The organism is Sphingomonas sp. UV9 (genome assembly GCF_004101245.1).
Lineage (GTDB): Bacteria > Pseudomonadota > Alphaproteobacteria > Sphingomonadales > Sphingomonadaceae > Sphingomonas.
The window spans coordinates 1-16,837 of record NZ_SCIN01000007.1 but is presented as its reverse complement, the minus strand read 5'-3'; the positions used below and the strand labels follow the sequence as shown (position 1 = coordinate 16,837).

Genomic DNA, 16,837 nt, shown 5'->3' with positions numbered 1-16,837 from the left:
AACCACAAACCGGATCGTACCCGAAAGCACGAACCGTCACCGGCTCATCCCCCGATCCCGGTCGCGCCCACGATCGAGCGACGACGACAGCGCATCGCCGATCGACCGCTCGCTTTCCTGCTTCAGCGCCAGGTCGGGTGCATGGCGACGCAGTGCGGATTCGAGCTGCGGGTCACGGTGCAGCCCGCCCGCCGCCTTCTCCATCCGCTCGCGCAACCGCTCGGCACCGGCACTGTCGCCGGCCCGCTCCATGCCTGCCCGCGCCTGCTGCATTTTCTGCCAGCCTTCCACGAACCGCTCGGCACGCGCGTCCGGGTCTAGCCGCACACGCTTCTCGTCGGCCATCGCGCGTGCCGCGCCAACTGTATTGCCGCCCGACACCTGCTCGATAAGCTTCGGATCACGCGCAAGCGCCGATGCAAGGTCGCGCGCGGCATGGGGACGGGTCGCGTCCAGCCTCTCGCCAGCCTTCTGCAAAGCGCTCTCCTGATGCGGCAGCACGGGCAGACCCTTGTTGCGCATCCGGCCGATATCGCCCGCGGCACGTGCATAGCGTTCGATCGCCTTGGCCTGAGAGACGTCCAAGGTGGTGTTAATCGGACCCCCCTGGCTGCGATCACGGGCGGTGTTAATCGGACCCCCCTGCCCGTGATCGCGGGCAGTGTTAATCGGACCCCCCTGCCCGTGATCGCGGGCAGTGTTAATCGCCCCCTCTTTCGCGACAGCCGGCTTTGGCCGGAAACCGGCAAACATGCCCTTGGCCTTGTCGCGCACCTTCTCGACCATCTGGCGTGCGAGTTCCGGGAACCGGATCTCGCGCCGATCGGCGAACGCCCGCGCCTGATCCTGCTCGGGCTTAGCGTAATCGCCCGCCATGTCCTTGCCGCGTTCGCGCGACAGAGCGCGAACAAGCTGGCGCTGGTCGGTGAAGTCGTCGCGGCCATAGTGAAGCTGCACGTCGTCGCGGTGCCGCGACATGCCGACATAGGCGCTGTGGCGGTCCATGCCCGGAGTGGCGAGGACATGGGCGCGATCGACCGTCACGCCTTGGGATTTGTGGAACGTCGCCGCATAGCCGTGATCGACATGGGCATAATCCTTGGTGTCGAACGCGACCCCGCGCCCGTCATCGAGGCGCACCGCCATGCCCTCGGGCGATACCCGCTCGATCGTCGCCAGCGTGCCGTTCTTGACCCCCATGCCGCGCTCGTTGCGAAGGAACATGATGCGGTCGCCGGTCGCGAACTGCCGCTCGCCGCGCTCGGCCTTCACCGTCACGTCATCGCCAAGGTCGCCGCTCGCGCGCAACCGGTCGCGCGCCTCGCCATTGAGGCTCTGCACCTCGGCGTTGGTGTGGGTGAGGATGATGCGGCTCTTGCCCGGCTCGGTCTGGCGCGCGCGATCCCAACCATCGACCAGCGCGCCCCGCGCCGCCTCGCGCGTGTCGGCCGCGTGGACCGTGCCCTTGCCGTCATAGGCGTGGATCGCCTCGCCGGTGCGCCCGGTCGCCAGCGCACGTGTGGCGTCGCGCTGCCAGTCCTCGCGCTGCCGGCGTATCTCGGTGATCTCGGCCGCGCCGTGCCGCTCGGTGACGCTGCGGAACGCCGCGCCCGCCTCGATCGCCTGCAACTGCTCAGGATCGCCGACCATCACGACCTTGGCCCCAGCATCGCGTGCCTGGGACAGCACCCGCTCCATCTGGCGCGAGCCGATCATGCCAGCCTCGTCCACTACCAGCACGTCCTTGGGGCCTAGCTGCTCGCGGCCCTGCCCCCATGCGTGTTCCAGGCTAGCGATGGTGCGGGACTGGATGCCCGATCCGCCCTCAAGGTTCTCGGCCGCAATGCCCGACAACGCCGCGCCGCGAACCGTGTAACCCTGCCCCTCCCATGCCTCGCGCGCCACGCCAAGCATCGCCGACTTGCCGCTGCCGGCATAGCCGACGACGGACGCCAGCCCCGCGTCGCCGGTCACATGATCGAAGGCGTCGCGCTGCTCGCCCGACAGGACAAGGCCACGCCCCTCGGCCGCGCCGATCGCGACGTCACGATGCCGATCGGCGACGCCATGCTCGCCCCGGCCCGCCAGATCGTCGCCGGCACGCTCAAGCCGGTTCTCCACCGCAATCATGTCGCGCGACGTGAACCGCTCCTGGTCGCGTCCATCCTTCCCCAATGCGACCAGCTCAGGGCTGGCGCGCACCGCCCCCATCACCTGGTCGAACTGCTCCTTGCCGTCGCTGTGCCGGAACGCGAACGTCGCAAGGTCACGGACGGTGAACGTGGCCTGCTGCCGCGTGAGGGCGTCCAGCGCGACATTGGGATCGGCGATGATCTTCTCGCCGTTCTCACGAGCGATGCGCGTGTGATCCTCGATCCGCTCCGCCTCAAGCCCCTGCTCCGGACGACGCGATGCGGCCGGGCCGATCTTGTGCTGCGGCTCCAGCGCGATCCCCTGCGCCTCATAGGAGCGATGGTCGATCCGACCCTCAAGCCCAAGCTCCGCCATGCGCTCGTTGACGTGCGCGCTCCACGCCTCGCGCCAATCCTTCAACAGCTCGGTGCTGTTCCAGTCGCGGTTCTTCTTTCCGAACCCCTCCGACCCCACGTCGCGCATCGCCAGCATGACGTGCGCGTGCGGCTTGGGACTGCCGTCCTTCGCCTTGTCCCAATGCACGTTCAGGTCCGCCACCATCCCGCGATCGACAAACTGCTTCTTCACGAAATCGCGCGCGAGCTGGACGCCCTGCTTCTCGCTAATCTCTCGTGGAATCGAGAACTCCACCTCCCGGGCAAGCTGCGCGTCCTTGCGCTTCTCGCCTGCCTCCACCTCGTTCCACAGCGTCGTGCGGTCGTTTAAACGCTCCGGCGCACCCTGCGGCAACATCACCTCGGAGTGGATCACGCCTGCCTTGTTCGAAAAATCGTGGTCGCGGTTCAACCGATCGTCGTGCAGCTCGGATGCGGAACGATAGGCGGCGCTCGCAACGGCGCTCGATCCGTTCGCGCGGCTCACAACCTTGGCAGAGAAATGGTAGATCGCCATGACGCTACGCATCCTGCCTTACTTAGCGCACGTCGGCAACGACGTATAAGCGCGCACTCACGATCTGCTGCGCATCTCCTGACTGACTTGGTGCCGCTTTCTGCTCGTTCTGGCTTTACCCATATGGCGGGTGCGCTAAGATGCTGCTGACCAATACGCGAAAGGGTAAAGGCAATGCGGAAGGTTCGCGATTACGATGCGGAACTGAAAGCGCTGGGTGACAAGGCCCGCGCGCTCAAAGCAAAGCGGGTCGAGCAGCTCGGCCAGCTCGTTGCCGCAACCGGAGCCGATGCGCTCGATGCTGAAACCCTTGCCGGCGTGCTGCTCGATGCGATCGGATCGAAGGATGCCAGCGCAAAGGAGGCATGGCGTGCGAAAGGCGCTGCCTTCTTTCAACGGCGCGGGCGCAAAGGTGGCGGGGCTGCTGCAATCGACGGATCGGGGGCTGCGACAGAACCGGGCGGCGACGCTACGGGCGGAAGCGGCGGAACGGCGAACGGATAGCAGGGGCTGGGTCGTGCAACGCCGCGAACGAACACGCCACCTGATTGAGCTGGGCGGCCTAGTCCAGAAAGCCGGGCTGGTCGAGCTGACCGACGACGATCGCGCCACCCTCTACGGCGCGCTGCTCGATCTCGCGGGGCGTGGTCGCGGCGACGATTCTGGCGACATGCTGGCGCTGTGGAAAAGACGCGGAAAACGTGCGTTCGATGCGGAAGCGGAAGGGAGCGAAGCGCAATGAGCGATTTCGATATTGAGACGATCCGCGCCCAAGTCCGCGCAATGGATTTCGTGCGCGGCACGCCAACGGAAATCGCGATGTGGCACGAGGACATGGCGGACTCACGCGCCAACCTGGTCATTGAGGACATGATCCCGACGCCCAACGACGATGCGTTTTTCGCAATGATGCTGGATGAGGGTGTACCCCCTCCCCTCGTCTCGCAAATCCTGCTCCGGCTGCTCGATCACCCCGACGCCGATCGATCCCTGCCGATCACGCCGATGGCGGCGCTCTGATGCCCCGGCGACGGATCAGCCCGCTTTTCGCGATCCTCGTCGCCTTCGTGGTGCTGATGGCGAGCAACGCCTGGCTCAAGGGCATCTTCGGCTATGGCGAGATCGCGACTGACATTCCGTTCCTGCTGGCCGGCGCGATTCTGTTCCTGGCCTGGCGGTTCAATCGGCGTGCCGCCAACCAACGCAATGATCTGCTCGGCTCCGCGCGCTTCGGCGACCGTGCCGACGTGCGGAAGCTGGAAGCGAACGGGGATCTTCTGATCGGCCGCTCGGCGAAGTCGGGAAAGCTGCTGCATTACGACGGTGCGGCGCACCTGCTGACGATGGCACCCACCCGCTCGGGCAAGGGCGTTGGCACGATCATTCCGAACCTGCTGCTGCTCGATCGCTCGGTAATCTGCATTGACCCCAAGGGCGAGAACGCCCGCGTCACCGCCCGCGCCCGTGCCGCCAAGGGCAAGGTCTGGTGCCTCGATCCGTTCGGCGTGTCGGGTCAGCACCCTGCCCGCTACAATCCGCTCGACCGGCTCGATCCCGCCAGCCTCGATCTCGCGGAAGATGCCAACACCCTCGCCGACGCGCTGGTGCATGACGCGCCGGGACAATCGGGCGAAGCGCACTGGAACGAGGAAGCCAAGGCGCTGATCGCCGGGCTGATCCTGCACACCGTCGTCCACGAACCCGCCGATCGCCGCGTGCTGGCGACGGTGCGTGACAAGCTGACGCTGGCCCCTGCCGGTTTCGCCGCGCTGCTGGCCGATATGCAGGACAGCGCCGGCGCCGGTGGCCTGATCGCCCGCGCCGCCAACCGCCAGCTTGGCAAGTCCGATCGCGAAGCCGCCGGCGTGCTATCCTCGGCCCAGCGGCACACCCACTTTCTCGACAGCCCGCGCATCGTCGCCAGCACGGCCGCGTCCGATTTCACCTTCGCGGGATTGAAGGACACGACCGCCACCGTGTTCCTGTGCTTGCCGCCCGATCGGCTCGATACCTATGCCCGCTGGCTGCGGCTGCTGGTGAGCCAGGCCGTCACCGACATGGCGCGCTCCACCGCCCGCCCTGCCCGGCCGGTGCTGTTCCTGCTGGACGAGTTCGCCGCACTCGGCCGCCTCGAACCGGTTGAACGCGCAATGGGATTGATGGCGGGCTATGGATTGCAGCTCTGGCCGATCCTCCAGGACATGCACCAGCTCAAGGCGACCTATGGCGAGCGCGCCGGCACCTTCATGTCCAACGCCGGCGTAATCCAAACGTTTGGGGTGAACGATCATGCCACCGCCGACATGCTCTCGCGCACAATCGGCGACACCACGATCGAATATGACACCGTCAGCACGTCGCGCGGCACCGGCTGGGGTGAAAATCGCGCGGGCCCCTCGGAAAGCGTCAGCGGTCATGTCTCCGCGCGTCGGCTCGCCACGCCCGACGAAATCATGCGGATGCGGCCCGACCAGCTCCTGCTGCTTCGCCAGGGCGAACACCCGCTCGCGGTTGAGAAAATCCGCTATTACGATCAGCGCGAGTTCGCCGGCCTGTTCGATCCTGCGTGAACGATGCGCGAAAGGTGAGCTTTGGGGTAGCGCCTCACCTTCCGAGGGTGGGTTCACACGGTAGCAGCCGCGACGAAGCCAGTGATCGGATTGACGATCTAGAAACCGATCGCGATGGAGCTGATTTACGCATCAACAGCGAGGTCCGGTGCCGCAAGTGTGCCGGTTGTGTCAAAGCCCTCTTTCCTGCCCTTATGGCGCTCTTGGGCGGCTCTGGCGCGATATCTGTTCGACAGCTCGCTTTCTTCCTTCCGCCTAGCATGCGGCGCTTGCGCCGCTCTGGTGACGGCGCAGCCGGCACGCAACGAATAGTGTATCGGCCGCTAGGCCGATTCCGTTTGCGTAACCCAGCGCTAGTTATCCACAGGCTGCCCTACCCCAAAGCTCACCTTTCCCCGTTCAGATTCTCTAATTCTTCTTATTCAAGATTCAGGGGGCTGAAAGGCCCGTATTTCTGGGGAAAAATGCCTCCAACAGTGAGCGTTGGGGTCGATTCGCGTGAGTTTCGGGGTAGCGTGCGGTGAGCTTTGGGGCCGGTAAAGGTGAGCGTTCGGGCCGGGTCCGGTGAGCGTTGGGGTAGGCCATGGGTCGGGTTAGAAGGATCGGTGAGTTTTGGGGTACCCGCCTCTTCGCTCTAACCGGGGAGCTGAAACATTTGCCTGGCTCACTTTTGGCAGTTAAGGTGAGTTCGTAAGCCCCTCTAGCTCACCGTTGGTCAAGCCTTATGTCGCAACCTGCTGTGGTCGATATGACGTTCCGCACGCTGGCCCAGAAGGGGCGCGGAAATCCTTTTGATCCCGCCAATTACGGGGAAATCGTCAAGCCCGGCGAGCTGGTCGATATTGTAGAGTTGAGCCCCCTCACCCTCGCCGATCGCCGCATCTACAATCTGCTGATCGCCAATGCCTGGGAGCGCATAGGTGAGTCGATCATCCACCGCATTGCGAAATCCGGACTGAAAGGGACGCACCAAGGCAACGAGCGAGTAGAGAGTTCGCTGCTGCGCCTCATGGGCACCATCGCGATCGTCACAATCCGCAAGGATGGCAAGAGCTACAAGCGCCGTGTTCAGCTGCTTGGCCCGAGCGATGAAAGCCTCGAAAAGGACGGCTTCCTTCACTACCGCATTCCGGAAGAGCTGATCGAGATACTGCGAAACAGTCAGGTCTATGCCCGTCTCAAAACGCAAGTGATGTATTGCTTCGAGTCAAAATACGCTCTCTGTCTCTATGAAATGATCGAGCGACGCATCGGCCTCGAATACAAGCAGAAAGAGGAGTTTACGATCGAGGAGCTGCGCGGCCTGCTCAATGTGCCCGAAGGCAAACTTGAACGCTTCGCCGATCTGAACAAATACTGCCTCAAGGTCGCCGTCGAGGAAATCAACAAGCTCTGCCCCTTCTATGTCGATTTCACGCCGATCAAGAATGGGCGCAAGGTCGAACGGGTGGCGCTTCACTGGTTCCCGAAAACGTCCAGCGGCAAGCGCGACGCACAGAACCTGATCGATCAGCACAGCATCGTGCGACGCGCCAAGCTGCGCGGCGGGTTTCCCGAGATGCCGGTGCTGGTGGATTTCAACACGCCCGCCGCCCAAAGGTGAGCCGCTACCCCAAAACTCACCTTTGGGTGTAGTATAGCAGTATGTTTGTATACTCCTATACGCCTCGCGCGACGCGTCCCTTGCCCTTCTTCACGAACAGGTCGTTCAGCGCCTCACCTAGCAGGCTCTGCACCGTCGTTCCTTCCTCGGCCGCAAGGATACGGAGCTGAGTGCTGACCTCGGGAGCAAAATGTCCACCGATCAGTTTGGTCCCCTGCCGCCCGGCTTGTGCCGGTTTAGGCGAGGTTGGCGCAACGATCGAAGTGGGGGTGGCTGGCGTGTCGCCGCCAGTCTTGGCCCGGTCGAGCATTGCCTGGAGCGTGTTGCCCTTCGCCATCACGCCACCTCTGCTTTGTCGTATAGGCGTATAGCCGTATACTCGTATAACCGATTAATTTCTGCTGCGGCCGGACCGTTAGGTTCGAACTCCTGCACGGCTTGGCCTGCGGCTTGCGCACGAAAGAACGCTTTGCGGTTGCCGATTGTCACCGGACAGACGGCAGCGCCTAGCTCCTCGACCGCTTTCATCGCATCGCCCGTTTCCTGTCCTTGCGGCGGAACGAATGTCAGCACGACGGCGAAAGCGCGATCAAGCTGCCGCACCACGTCCAGCGTATGCGTCATACTCATCGTGTCGAACACCGCCGTCTTCGTCGGCACGAGGATGAAGTCGGCGTGTCGTGCGGCCTCATAGGCAACATCACGCGCGACGGCCGCGCCGTCGATCACCACAAGGTCTGTGCCGGCGTCGGCACAGGCCTTAAGCATCGCCGCGAGCCGCACCGGCTGGATCGAGGCAACCGCGGGAGTGTCGAGCTGGCGCACGTCTTTCCAGAACGAGGCTGTCGCCTGCGGGTCGAGGTCGATGATCGCAGTGTCCTTGCCTGCCTGCTCGGCTGCCACGGCAAGGCACGTCGCAAGCGTCGTTTTTCCGACGCCGCCTTTCTGCGACAGGATTGCGAGAACCTTCATACCATACTCCTACTAGTATAAATTTATACCCGTATACTACTATACGCTGTGAGTGGAAAGGGGACATCATGGCTCTGAATCGTCGCCGCCAATATCGAGCGGTTTGTAGTGCATCCGCCCAGATCGGGGCCGGTACATAGAACATGGGGTAATCGCGGATCGTACTGAACCCTTTTACGACTTGGACGGGCGATATCGGTGCCATCAAAGTTCGGCGCTAAGATGAAGCGCTGGTTGGGGAAGTAGCCCTGATCCTGCCTATGACGGAGGACGACCATGAGCGCGTATGTCGGTTTGGACGTTTCGTTGAAAGAGACAGCGGTATCGGTGCGACGGGGCGGCAAACGCATCTGGCGTGGAAAATGTGCGTCAGATCCGAAGGTTTTAGCTGATTTGATCCGCGCACGCGCGCCGGACGCCGAGCGGGTCGTATTCGAAACCGGTCAATTGTCGACGTGGTTCTACCATGCGCTCAAGGCCGATGGTGTTCCTGCCATCTGCATTGATGCGCGGCACGCGAAAGCTGCGCTGGATATGGCCGCGAACAAGACAGACGCGAACGACGCGGATGGTCTGGCGCATATTGCAGAAGTCGGCTTCTACCGGGAAGTTCGGGTAAAGGGGTTCGAGAGCATGCTGATGCGTACGCTGGTCGCGGCGCGAGATCAGATTCTCAAAGTGATCGTCCAGATGTCGAACCAGATTCGCGGACTGATGAAGACCTTTGGCCTAGTCGTGCCGAAAAGTGCTGGTGGTGCTTTTGAGGGCCATGTCCGTCGATTACTGGCGGATAATACCCAGCTTGAACGGATCGTCTTGCCGATGCTCGATGCCTGGCGAGGGTTGCGTATGCAGGCTGCTAAACTTGATGGGCAACTTCGTGCCGCCTCGCGGTTGGATCAACGATGCGCTCTACTCATGTCCATTCCTGGCATCGGTCCGGTCACGGCGTCTTCGTTCGTCGCAGCCGTGGAAGAACCTGGCAATTTCAAATCATCTCGTGCGGTAGGCGCTTGGCTTGGTTTGACGACTAGGCGCTACCAGTCCGGCGAAGTCGATTACGGCGGCCACATATCCCGTCGGGGAGATCCGCGCCTCCGCGGCCTGCTTTACGAGGCCGCTGTCGTGATCCTGACGCGTTCGACGGGCGAAAGCACTTTGAAACAGTGGGGTGTCGGATTGAGGGAACGTCTCGGCTTCAAGAGAGCAGCCGTGGCGGTCGCTCGCAAACTTGCCGTCATCATGCACCGTATGCTGCATACAGGAGAGCTTTTCGACCGGACCGCTGGCGCTGCCGTCAGCTGACAACAGCTTGACCGAAATGCCAGCCTGAGGATGCCCCTGCCGGGGCGTAGGCCGGATCATTCCGCTATGTCCGTTGCGAGAGGCGACACTGCCTGAATGCGCATAGAACATTGGAAGATCCGCTTTTACGAAAACCCATCCTGCGGCGCCAAATGGCGACCGCGTAGACGACCATGTACCGGCAGAAGCAGTCATCAGATGATGTTTTTAACAGGTAGGAAATGCGCCCGATGAAATCTCCTTGACCCCACCGCGATTAGACGACGGGCCCAATATACGCTACCCCCCCTTCAGCGGTGACGATCACCCCATCGGTGATAATCGGACCTGCTTGGGGTGATGATTGCCCCTAGCCGGGCCTTAGAAAGTGCAAACCTCGCCTAGTGAGACCTACCCCGTTAGTCGGGCGATACACTGGTGATGATCGGACCCCCTCAGCCTACTAATACACCGGTGATGATCGCCCCCCTTTGCGGTGATCATCACCCCTAGCGTGGCCTTGCACAGTGTGTGCTTCGGGTGCGAGGAACGTTAGATCAGCACCCGCTCAACCTCGTCGAGCGTCACGTCGTCGGGACGACGATCGTAGAGCTGAGTGGTCCGCGTGGATGCATGGTTCGCCATCGTCGCGGCCCTTTCCAGCGTACCACCATTTTTCAGATAAGCTGTGATCCCGGTCGCCCGAAACGAGTGGTTGCCAATCGCCGTTTCGATGTCGGCAGCAACGGCACGACGGCGTACCATCTGGAAGGCATTGGCCTGGGGCAGGGGGGTGTCGCTCAGTCGCCTGGTCCCGCGTGCGATCGTGCGAAACAGCGGCCCCTTGCGATCTTCGCGAAGTGCGCAGCCTTCGAGATAGGCGGACAGATATTCTTCCAGATTGTGGTGACAGGGCATCTCATGCCGCTTGCCGCCTTTCTCATGCAGCCGCACCCAGAGGCGCCGGTTCTGCACGAACACGTCTTCCACCCGCATCCCCAACGCCGCGCCGATCCGGGCGAACGAATAGACCATCAACGCGATCAGCGCCCGATCGCGAAGTCCAGCCGGCGTCGTCACGTCGATCGCGTCGAGCAGCCGGCGCGCCTCGTCGGGCGCGAGGACCGGCGTCTTGCCACGGCGGACGCTATGCGCCGGCCCGCGCACCGACGCGGCCGGATTCACCGGCACGACCTGGCCCGTCACCAACCAGTCGAACAGGTGCCGAATGCCAGCGAGCTTCTGTTTGACGGTCGGCGCGCTCACCGTCTTCCCCAGTTCCTCGATCCATGCAGCGACGTGTAGCGGCTCAATATCAGCCAGTGCCCGCACCTGACGCGCATCACACCAAACCAGGAAGTCGCTGGCGGCACGCATGTAGGCCTTGCGGGTATGGGCGTTACGGATCGCCGCGGCGAAGAACTCAAGGAAGCGCCGCTGCGCATGTGTCTCGGCCGATGCGACGAGGGCAGGGAGGGTAAGGGTAGGCACGAGGCGGGCGAGCTGCGTTGTCATTCGAAAAGGAATACCAACTCACCGATACTGTTTGTCTGCACCACGAAGACCCCCGCCTCGCTTCGGGCATTGGTGTAGATGGTGTTCGTACCGCCTAGCCGCATATAGAGGTCACCTCCTGCCTGAACCCCTTTGAGAGTCACGCCGGCCGTGTTGGCGAAGGCGGCGACGTTGCCAATCAGCGCACGCAGTTCCTCGTCCGTCAGGTTATCGAGATCCCCGATCTTGCCTTGGGTCGGTCGCCCGGGCGTTCGCATCACCACGGCCGCATCGACCATCAATTTGGCGGCTTCATCCATCATAGCGTAACTTCCTCATACATACGATAAAGGACATTATCATATATAGATGAATAGGGAAGGGGTCAGCTTTATCGACACAGATTGCCGCACGGGTTCGTTGCTACTTCATATCGCAACCAGTGAAACAGTGGAGGTCGTTGAGCCTAAAGGGTACGCTTACGGGGCGACATCGTGTCCTTGACGCGAGCGCAGCAGCTCGTATCCGGTGTCGATTACGCTGTTGCTCCGGGACGTCATTGGTCATTCAATGACGTCCCGATTAGCACTCTGTACGAGGTGACCTATCCTTCGCCAGAAATAGAGGAATAAAGACCAACACCATTCGGGTCGGTAGATTTTGGTCACTTACGCCGCGATAATACGGGCCTCTGGCCCTCGATATACGCCAAGGGTTAGTGCGTCGAATGTATTGTAGAACGTTTCAAAGTAGAAGCGGTGGTCGTCCCCATTATCGTCTGTAAGAATTAAATCGCTTTCACCTAAGATACCTCCGCGCTGAGCGCCACAGTACCTAGCAACCGCGTTAAATAGTTCTTTCTCAGACATTTTGCTGAAACGCTCAGCAAACATTGGCGACTGTATAAAGTACTTTGCGGGATTCGCAGCGTCAAAATCCGCCTTTCTTTTAGACTTATGCGGATGACCCGTTATCATACCGACTAGAGGCCGCTCCTTACCGGCGACTTCTATAAATCTATAAAGTGTCGTGGATAGCGTATTACCAAATTTCCCATGCAAGGTCTTTATAATTTCTATGGTCGCGGAGGAGGATAGAGCCTCTTCTGTAAAACGATCTTGCAAAAATAGGAGACGCCCCCCCGCAAAGTTAGCCTCCGTTTCCACTTCTTCATGACAATCAGGCGTCAATGTGTGATTATTATCACCATGCATAACGTCCTCATGCCACGGAAGTAGGCTATGCCCAATTTCATGAGCTTCATTCCAGCGGTGCTTCTTTTCCGGCAAATCGCCATCCAAGAGGATGCGGCGTCGATCCGGTAGGTAAAGGGCTTTTAAAGATAGCTTCTTGATTGCATCCCAAAGCAAGGCGGGTCTCTCGTAAACCTGGATCGTAGCCACCCTGATGCGGCTTATCTTTTCCTGCACAGCACTGGGATTTTTTGCTGTATAGAACGCCTTATCGAGTTTCAGCAGATGCCTAACATCCTCCAGTCGCAAAGGCGGCTCCGGATTGCCCAGTCCGTTGATTACACGCGCGACCCGCCGGTCAATGTCCTGAGCGGTCTTATCTGAAATGATCTTGTTCTTACTCATATAGACCGCCCTCGCTTTTAATTTTCTTTGTTTAAGACGCTAACAAATTCCTCCAGGGCCAAACGCTCCTGCTGTGTTAAAGCAGCTACAGACTCCGATCTGGCTGCAAACCTGACTGCCTCGGAAGCTATATTGTCATTCTTTGATGTTACTAATCCTGCGACTTGAAGAAGGTTATTCCTTGGAATTTTAAAGAAATTTGCCAGCTGATATACAGTTCTTAGCTCCGGTCTATGATGTGAGTCATCCTCGATTTCTATAAGTTCAGATATATCCAAGTCCGCGTCTTCGGCGAGCTTTTCTAGAGTCAGTCCATTGTTACGGCGCATAAGCCGTACAAACCGACCAAAGGCGATGCCCGTATCATGACTAGCATTATCACCGGACATCACATCCCCGTCGAAGATCGGATCGATAGAATGCAGACCCGCCCCAATCTCAGCATTTGCCTCGATTTGAGCCATTTTAAGGCACCATTCTTTCGTGATCTCGACCTTCATGCCTGGGTTCCTTTTGCGATGAAGGCCTCCGCTTGCTCAGGCGTCATCTCAAAATAACGCAGATTTTGATAATCTGCGTCCATCCCGAGATCGGACATTCCACAGGTGTTCGCATAGAAGCTGTTTGCCTGCGGTAGAGAGTGGAGGCCAATGCGCCCTTTAAATTCTAGCTCCTCACTCAACGCGATGGCTGCCCGGATCATAATGCTTCCTACGCCGCGATATAACGCAGGCTCATGTAGCTCCGGCCTATTCCACGGCGCATTTTCTATGAAATCTACATATACAATCTCCTTTCCCTTTTGATTTTCGATCTGACACCGCTTCATCGCAGTATCTAGAATCATCATTCCTTGGGTCATTCCGTTACACACGATACTGTATCCCGGCTGTGCAAGCATTCCTTGCAAAGCTTCGGTTTTTCGTCGCCAATTCCAGTGGCGGCTTTGAGGCCAATGCTTTCTCTCGATTCCCGCACGATGCAGCTTTTGGACTGACTTAAACAACTCGGGTAGCCACTCGCCTTCCCAGTCACTGAGCTGCTTTTCGGTTATGCCGTCCCAAAGCTCGGCTGTCTCTGGCTCGCTGGTTACGGCATTGAGCAGATAAATCGGGCTTACGGTGATTGTCATAACATCATCACCTCTGCTTTTTCTTTGGTGGACTCGTCTTCAAAGAACAACTTGTCGCCCTTCTCAACTCGCCCTTCAATGAGCTGGTATAGCCGGAGAGCCTGCCTCATGACGGCGGTTTTGCTCAGATCCTTTTTTTCGCACAGCTCATCCAGCACGCGCATCTCTGCGTCAGTGAGATTGAGCGTCATTGTCTTTTTCGCGACCATACTACCTCCAGCTGCACACATGGATGTAGCAATCGCAGCCAATATGTCAATCATATTTAGCTGCTATGAGGCTATTGCATAGCTGTTTTCTAGCTACTATATGCCTTTTTAGCGAGAGACTGGCTCTTGTCCTTCCACAGAAAGGTCCGTTAATGTCGACTCTTCACGATCAAATTGAGGATATCACCGCCTGCATCCGGGAAGGCCGCAGCCCCCGACCAGGAATGAGCTACCGGGTTGAGATTGGCGACCAACACCTGAATTACCGTCCGGCGGTGATCACCGATCCTCAACCAACGGCGCGGCAGCTTATCGAATTGGCCGGTCTCCGTCCGATCGAGGAGCATCTGGTCATCACCATGACCCCCAATGGTCGCTTGAACGCGCTCAATCTCGACGAAACGACGGACCTGCTGACCAATCAGGTGGAACGGTTCCTGATTTTTCGTTCGGATGCCCTCTATCGCTTCACCCTCGACGGCGACGAATTTGTCTGGGGTTCTACGGAGATCCGTGGCGACGTGCTGAAGAAGCTCGCGAAGGTGGACCAGGCAAATTACGGTGTCTGGCTCGAAGTCCATGGCGGTGAAGACAAGCCAATTGCAGATGGAATTTTGGCGCCGTTGAGCCCGAAAGGCCTGGAGCGCTTTTTTACCGGCACTAATCAGACGACGGAGGGCTAAGCGATGGCCGCCCTCCCGATGAAGTGTCGCAAGTATCTCGCCGAACGAGGGCTTGCTTACGATGAGGTCGAGGAGGGCGGCCAGCGTGGTATCGTGCTTCGAGCTATCCCGCTTCCCCCTGGCCGCTTCGATGTCAGTGTGGCCGACATCCTGATTATGTTACCGCCTGGCTACCCGGACGTAGCACCCGACATGTTCTACGCCATGCCCTGGCTTCGGCTGGTTGCTACGTCATCCTATGCGCGATGCGCTGATGTGCCGTTCACTTTCGGCGCTCAGACATGGCAGCGGTGGTCGCGTCATAGCACTGACTGGCGGCCTGGCCGTGATGGCATTTGGACCATGATCAAGCGGGTGGAAGCCGCCCTGGAGTGTGCAGCGTGAGCGGTTTCTCAATTGTTTTGCAGGAGCGCCACGCGTCTGCTCTCCGTGAGACTCTCTCGGAAGTGGGGAGCAGCTCTTCTCGTATTGTGCTGTTCGGCATCAACGAAATTGCGAGCGATCCTTGGGATCGGCAGCGTCGGTCGCGTTTATTGTCATACCAAATTGCTGAAGGTGACATGGTCAAGGAGGCCGACTTCATGGCAGCAGTAGCACGTTGCAAGGCTGAGAATTTAGTCTTCGGCGTGGTTCGCGAACAGGTTCCGGATGGCAGAGCCATAACTGAGGAAGAGGACCGTGAGCTGTTGGCGCGACTACGGCAGCAGCTTGGCACATCGGCGCAACTCGCTAGCTTAGGCGTGGATAAATCAGGCTGGAATGCCCACCTGTGGCCAGATCCACATTCCGCAATCGTAGCTGACTGCGTTACTATTCTTGGGAACCAGCTGGCGCTGCATGGGCTCCACGGCCAAGGATCTGCCGACTTCCTAGCACGACAAGATTTAGCATTTGGTCCCAAGCTCGGAGCCGATCTTCGCCGCCTGCGGGTGGGTGTGGTTGGCTGTGGTGCGACAGGAAGCGCGACTGCAATGCTGCTCGCCAGGCTCGGCGTAGGGCAGCTAGCCCTTTTCGATGACGACATTGTAGACGTCACCAATCTCAACCGATTGCATGGTGCTCGCCGAGCTGATGCTGATGCGATGCGTCCGAAGGTTGACGTACTTACAAGGGAAATCACCGAATTAGGCCTCGGAGTGCGCACGGCACCGTATCGAGGTTGGATTGGCGATACAGCTGCACGCGATGCCTTGAAGGCATGCGACGTCGTATTCGGATGCACGGACGACCATGATGGACGCTTGCTCCTTAACCGGTTCGCCTATTTCTACCTCGTTCCTGTCATCGATATGGGCTTAGCGATCCGTCCTGCGGAAGACGGGCGTATTGCCGAACTTGGAGGGCGAACGACCGTACTGGCGCCGACGGGACAATGTTTGATCTGCCGAAAAGTGGTCAACGCTGAAACCGCTCGCGATGAGGCTCTCAAACGGGCCAGTCCTGAGGAGTTCGAGCGCCGCAAGCGAGAGGCATATGTTCGAGGGGGCGGCGAGCCGGCTCCAGCTGTGGTGACCTTTACAACCGCAACCGCATGCATGGCAGTGGACGAACTTATCCAAGGTCTGACTGATTTTAGAGGTTCGGGCTGGCGTTGGCACGGGGTTCGTCGGTTCGATCTGCTGGCCGATCGGAAGCCCGGGGCGGAAAGGGATGAACATTGCCCAATTTGCAGCGACACAGATTATTGGGGCCGCGGGGACATGCAGCCTTTTCTAGATCGGGTTGGCCAATGACAGCTTCCCGCAAGTACGTCGCTTGGCTCTTACGCGAGGTGAAATCAATTGTTTGGCCTGACCTCGTCCTTCGTTCGGTGGAGCAACAGCCGGCACCTCAAAATTTGAAGGTAGGCGTGGTCTATGTCGTGCAAGGGGGCGACACTCCAAAATGGGCCATCATGCGATGCCCATGTGGATGCGGCGAGAAGCTCCAGCTATCCCTCAACCCGACACGCCGCCCCCGTTGGGCCGTGCAAAAAGACCGTCTGAGGCGCGTTTCTTTGCATCCCTCAGTTCGACAGACTGATGGGTGCTTTGCCCACTTCTGGGTTCACCGTGGCGTCATTGAATGGTGCGGTGATAGCGGCTCATGCCCGGCAAAAAGGTAGACCTTTTTACTTCAGCTTGCCGCGTTATGCTGGTGTCACAACCGACCGAGACTGTTGAAAAACGGCTGCTTGCGAAGGGGCTGGAGGCGTGATTCACTCCTGAAAGGCGTCGGAGGATCACGAACATGATGGGTCGGCAGGTG

19 protein-coding genes are annotated in these 16,837 nt (G+C 59.7%); 9 read left to right on the top strand and 10 right to left on the bottom strand.

Translation table 11 applies throughout. From position 1 onward, the window contains the following. Positions 1-36 precede the first annotated feature (36 nt). A complete protein-coding gene (traA, locus tag EQZ23_RS19245) occupies positions 37-3,045 on the bottom strand; it encodes a Ti-type conjugative transfer relaxase TraA (RefSeq protein ID WP_128456093.1) in 3,009 nt (1,002 codons plus the stop codon). 174 nt (positions 3,046-3,219) lie between these two features. Between traA and EQZ23_RS19240 the strand changes: the two genes are divergently transcribed. From EQZ23_RS19240 to EQZ23_RS19220, 5 genes are all read left to right on the top strand, one after another. After that, on the top strand, positions 3,220-3,549 hold the full coding sequence (locus tag EQZ23_RS19240) for a conjugal transfer protein TraD (RefSeq protein WP_128456085.1): 330 nt from the start codon (positions 3,220-3,222) through the stop codon (positions 3,547-3,549). A 13-nt stretch (positions 3,550-3,562) separates the two neighbouring features. Next, positions 3,563-3,787 (top strand): conjugal transfer protein TraD, encoded by a 225-nt coding sequence (locus EQZ23_RS19235; protein ID WP_128456084.1) that lies wholly within the window; start codon positions 3,563-3,565, stop codon positions 3,785-3,787. Beyond that, entirely contained in the window at positions 3,784-4,065 is a 282-nt protein-coding gene (locus EQZ23_RS19230) for a hypothetical protein (protein WP_128456083.1), read from the top strand. Before EQZ23_RS19235 ends, EQZ23_RS19230 begins: the two co-directional genes overlap by 4 nt. Beyond that, entirely contained in the window at positions 4,065-5,615 is a 1,551-nt protein-coding gene (locus EQZ23_RS19225) for a type IV secretory system conjugative DNA transfer family protein (RefSeq protein WP_128456082.1), read from the top strand. Before EQZ23_RS19230 ends, EQZ23_RS19225 begins: the two co-directional genes overlap by 1 nt. A 724-nt stretch (positions 5,616-6,339) precedes the next feature. Continuing rightward, on the top strand, positions 6,340-7,218 hold the full coding sequence (locus EQZ23_RS19220; protein ID WP_128456081.1) for a replication initiation protein: 879 nt from the start codon (positions 6,340-6,342) through the stop codon (positions 7,216-7,218). Positions 7,219-7,273: 55 nt separating this feature from the next. On the opposite strand, the gene EQZ23_RS19215 is transcribed toward EQZ23_RS19220, so the two are convergent. Both EQZ23_RS19215 and EQZ23_RS19210 read right to left on the bottom strand, forming a co-directional pair. Beyond that, complete coding sequence (locus EQZ23_RS19215) at positions 7,274-7,555, bottom strand: ribbon-helix-helix domain-containing protein (protein ID WP_128456080.1); 282 nt, start codon at positions 7,553-7,555, stop codon at positions 7,274-7,276. Further along, a complete protein-coding gene (locus EQZ23_RS19210; protein ID WP_128456079.1) occupies positions 7,555-8,190 on the bottom strand; it encodes a ParA family protein in 636 nt (211 codons plus the stop codon). Before EQZ23_RS19210 ends, EQZ23_RS19215 begins: the two co-directional genes overlap by 1 nt. Before the next feature lie 276 nt (positions 8,191-8,466). Between EQZ23_RS19210 and EQZ23_RS19205 the strand changes: the two genes are divergently transcribed. Beyond that, positions 8,467-9,495: an IS110 family transposase gene (locus tag EQZ23_RS19205; protein ID WP_029625484.1), complete on the top strand. Its 1,029-nt coding sequence runs from the start codon at positions 8,467-8,469 to the stop codon at positions 9,493-9,495. A 531-nt stretch (positions 9,496-10,026) separates the two neighbouring features. Here the strand turns inward: EQZ23_RS19205 and EQZ23_RS19200 are convergent. The 6 genes from EQZ23_RS19200 to EQZ23_RS19175 all read right to left on the bottom strand — a co-directional run bounded on the left by EQZ23_RS19200 (position 10,027) and on the right by EQZ23_RS19175 (position 13,961). Further along, positions 10,027-10,989, bottom strand: a complete 963-nt coding sequence (locus tag EQZ23_RS19200) for a tyrosine-type recombinase/integrase (protein ID WP_128456078.1) — start codon at positions 10,987-10,989, stop codon at positions 10,027-10,029. Further along, positions 10,986-11,291 (bottom strand): hypothetical protein, encoded by a 306-nt coding sequence (locus EQZ23_RS19195; protein WP_128456077.1) that lies wholly within the window; start codon positions 11,289-11,291, stop codon positions 10,986-10,988. Before EQZ23_RS19195 ends, EQZ23_RS19200 begins: the two co-directional genes overlap by 4 nt. A gap of 345 nt (positions 11,292-11,636) precedes the next feature. Further along, entirely contained in the window at positions 11,637-12,566 is a 930-nt protein-coding gene (locus tag EQZ23_RS19190; RefSeq protein WP_128456076.1) for an ImmA/IrrE family metallo-endopeptidase, read from the bottom strand. 17 nt (positions 12,567-12,583) lie between these two features. Then, complete coding sequence (locus EQZ23_RS19185) at positions 12,584-13,066, bottom strand: helix-turn-helix transcriptional regulator (RefSeq protein WP_128456075.1); 483 nt, start codon at positions 13,064-13,066, stop codon at positions 12,584-12,586. After that, positions 13,063-13,698: a GNAT family N-acetyltransferase gene (locus EQZ23_RS19180; RefSeq protein WP_128456074.1), complete on the bottom strand. Its 636-nt coding sequence runs from the start codon at positions 13,696-13,698 to the stop codon at positions 13,063-13,065. The genes EQZ23_RS19185 and EQZ23_RS19180 overlap by 4 nt, the downstream gene beginning before the upstream one ends. Continuing rightward, the gene (locus EQZ23_RS19175) at positions 13,695-13,961 is read right to left on the bottom strand and encodes a ribbon-helix-helix protein, CopG family (protein WP_240663696.1); all 267 of its coding nucleotides are present in this window, start codon (positions 13,959-13,961) and stop codon (positions 13,695-13,697) included. The genes EQZ23_RS19180 and EQZ23_RS19175 overlap by 4 nt, the downstream gene beginning before the upstream one ends. A 98-nt stretch (positions 13,962-14,059) precedes the next feature. Here EQZ23_RS19175 and EQZ23_RS19170 point away from each other — a divergent pair, with 98 nt between their 5' ends. Genes EQZ23_RS19170 through EQZ23_RS19160 form a run of 3 tightly spaced genes read left to right on the top strand, consistent with a single transcriptional unit; the run spans position 14,060 to position 16,323 of the window. Continuing rightward, complete coding sequence (locus EQZ23_RS19170; protein ID WP_206364326.1) at positions 14,060-14,590, top strand: multiubiquitin domain-containing protein; 531 nt, start codon at positions 14,060-14,062, stop codon at positions 14,588-14,590. Positions 14,591-14,593: 3 nt separating this feature from the next. Beyond that, positions 14,594-14,974: an E2/UBC family protein gene (locus tag EQZ23_RS19165; RefSeq protein ID WP_128456073.1), complete on the top strand. Its 381-nt coding sequence runs from the start codon at positions 14,594-14,596 to the stop codon at positions 14,972-14,974. After that, complete coding sequence (locus tag EQZ23_RS19160) at positions 14,971-16,323, top strand: ThiF family adenylyltransferase (RefSeq protein WP_128456072.1); 1,353 nt, start codon at positions 14,971-14,973, stop codon at positions 16,321-16,323. The genes EQZ23_RS19165 and EQZ23_RS19160 overlap by 4 nt, the downstream gene beginning before the upstream one ends. A gap of 324 nt (positions 16,324-16,647) precedes the next feature. Here EQZ23_RS19160 and EQZ23_RS20100 read toward each other — a convergent pair. After that, positions 16,648-16,837: hypothetical protein (locus tag EQZ23_RS20100; protein ID WP_206364325.1), on the bottom strand; the 190-nt coding region annotated here is incomplete at its 5' end.

Bases quoted from the DNA above. Each gene is read 5' to 3' on its own strand.
- traA (WP_128456093.1), bottom strand. From the start codon at position 3,045: ATGGCGATCTACCATTTCTCTGCCAAGGTTGTGAGCCGCGCGAACGGA.
- EQZ23_RS19240 (WP_128456085.1), top strand. From the start codon at position 3,220: ATGCGGAAGGTTCGCGATTACGATGCGGAACTGAAAGCGCTGGGTGAC.
- EQZ23_RS19230 (WP_128456083.1), top strand. From the start codon at position 3,784: ATGAGCGATTTCGATATTGAGACGATCCGCGCCCAAGTCCGCGCAATG.
- EQZ23_RS19225 (WP_128456082.1), top strand. From the start codon at position 4,065: ATGCCCCGGCGACGGATCAGCCCGCTTTTCGCGATCCTCGTCGCCTTC.
- EQZ23_RS19220 (WP_128456081.1), top strand. From the start codon at position 6,340: ATGTCGCAACCTGCTGTGGTCGATATGACGTTCCGCACGCTGGCCCAG.
- EQZ23_RS19215 (WP_128456080.1), bottom strand. From the start codon at position 7,555: ATGGCGAAGGGCAACACGCTCCAGGCAATGCTCGACCGGGCCAAGACT.
- EQZ23_RS19210 (WP_128456079.1), bottom strand. From the start codon at position 8,190: ATGAAGGTTCTCGCAATCCTGTCGCAGAAAGGCGGCGTCGGAAAAACG.
- EQZ23_RS19205 (WP_029625484.1), top strand. From the start codon at position 8,467: ATGAGCGCGTATGTCGGTTTGGACGTTTCGTTGAAAGAGACAGCGGTA.
- EQZ23_RS19200 (WP_128456078.1), bottom strand. From the start codon at position 10,989: ATGACAACGCAGCTCGCCCGCCTCGTGCCTACCCTTACCCTCCCTGCC.
- EQZ23_RS19195 (WP_128456077.1), bottom strand. From the start codon at position 11,291: ATGATGGATGAAGCCGCCAAATTGATGGTCGATGCGGCCGTGGTGATG.
- EQZ23_RS19190 (WP_128456076.1), bottom strand. From the start codon at position 12,566: ATGAGTAAGAACAAGATCATTTCAGATAAGACCGCTCAGGACATTGAC.
- EQZ23_RS19185 (WP_128456075.1), bottom strand. From the start codon at position 13,066: ATGAAGGTCGAGATCACGAAAGAATGGTGCCTTAAAATGGCTCAAATC.
- EQZ23_RS19180 (WP_128456074.1), bottom strand. From the start codon at position 13,698: ATGACAATCACCGTAAGCCCGATTTATCTGCTCAATGCCGTAACCAGC.
- EQZ23_RS19175 (WP_240663696.1), bottom strand. From the start codon at position 13,961: ATGATTGACATATTGGCTGCGATTGCTACATCCATGTGTGCAGCTGGA.
- EQZ23_RS19170 (WP_206364326.1), top strand. From the start codon at position 14,060: ATGTCGACTCTTCACGATCAAATTGAGGATATCACCGCCTGCATCCGG.
- EQZ23_RS19165 (WP_128456073.1), top strand. From the start codon at position 14,594: ATGGCCGCCCTCCCGATGAAGTGTCGCAAGTATCTCGCCGAACGAGGG.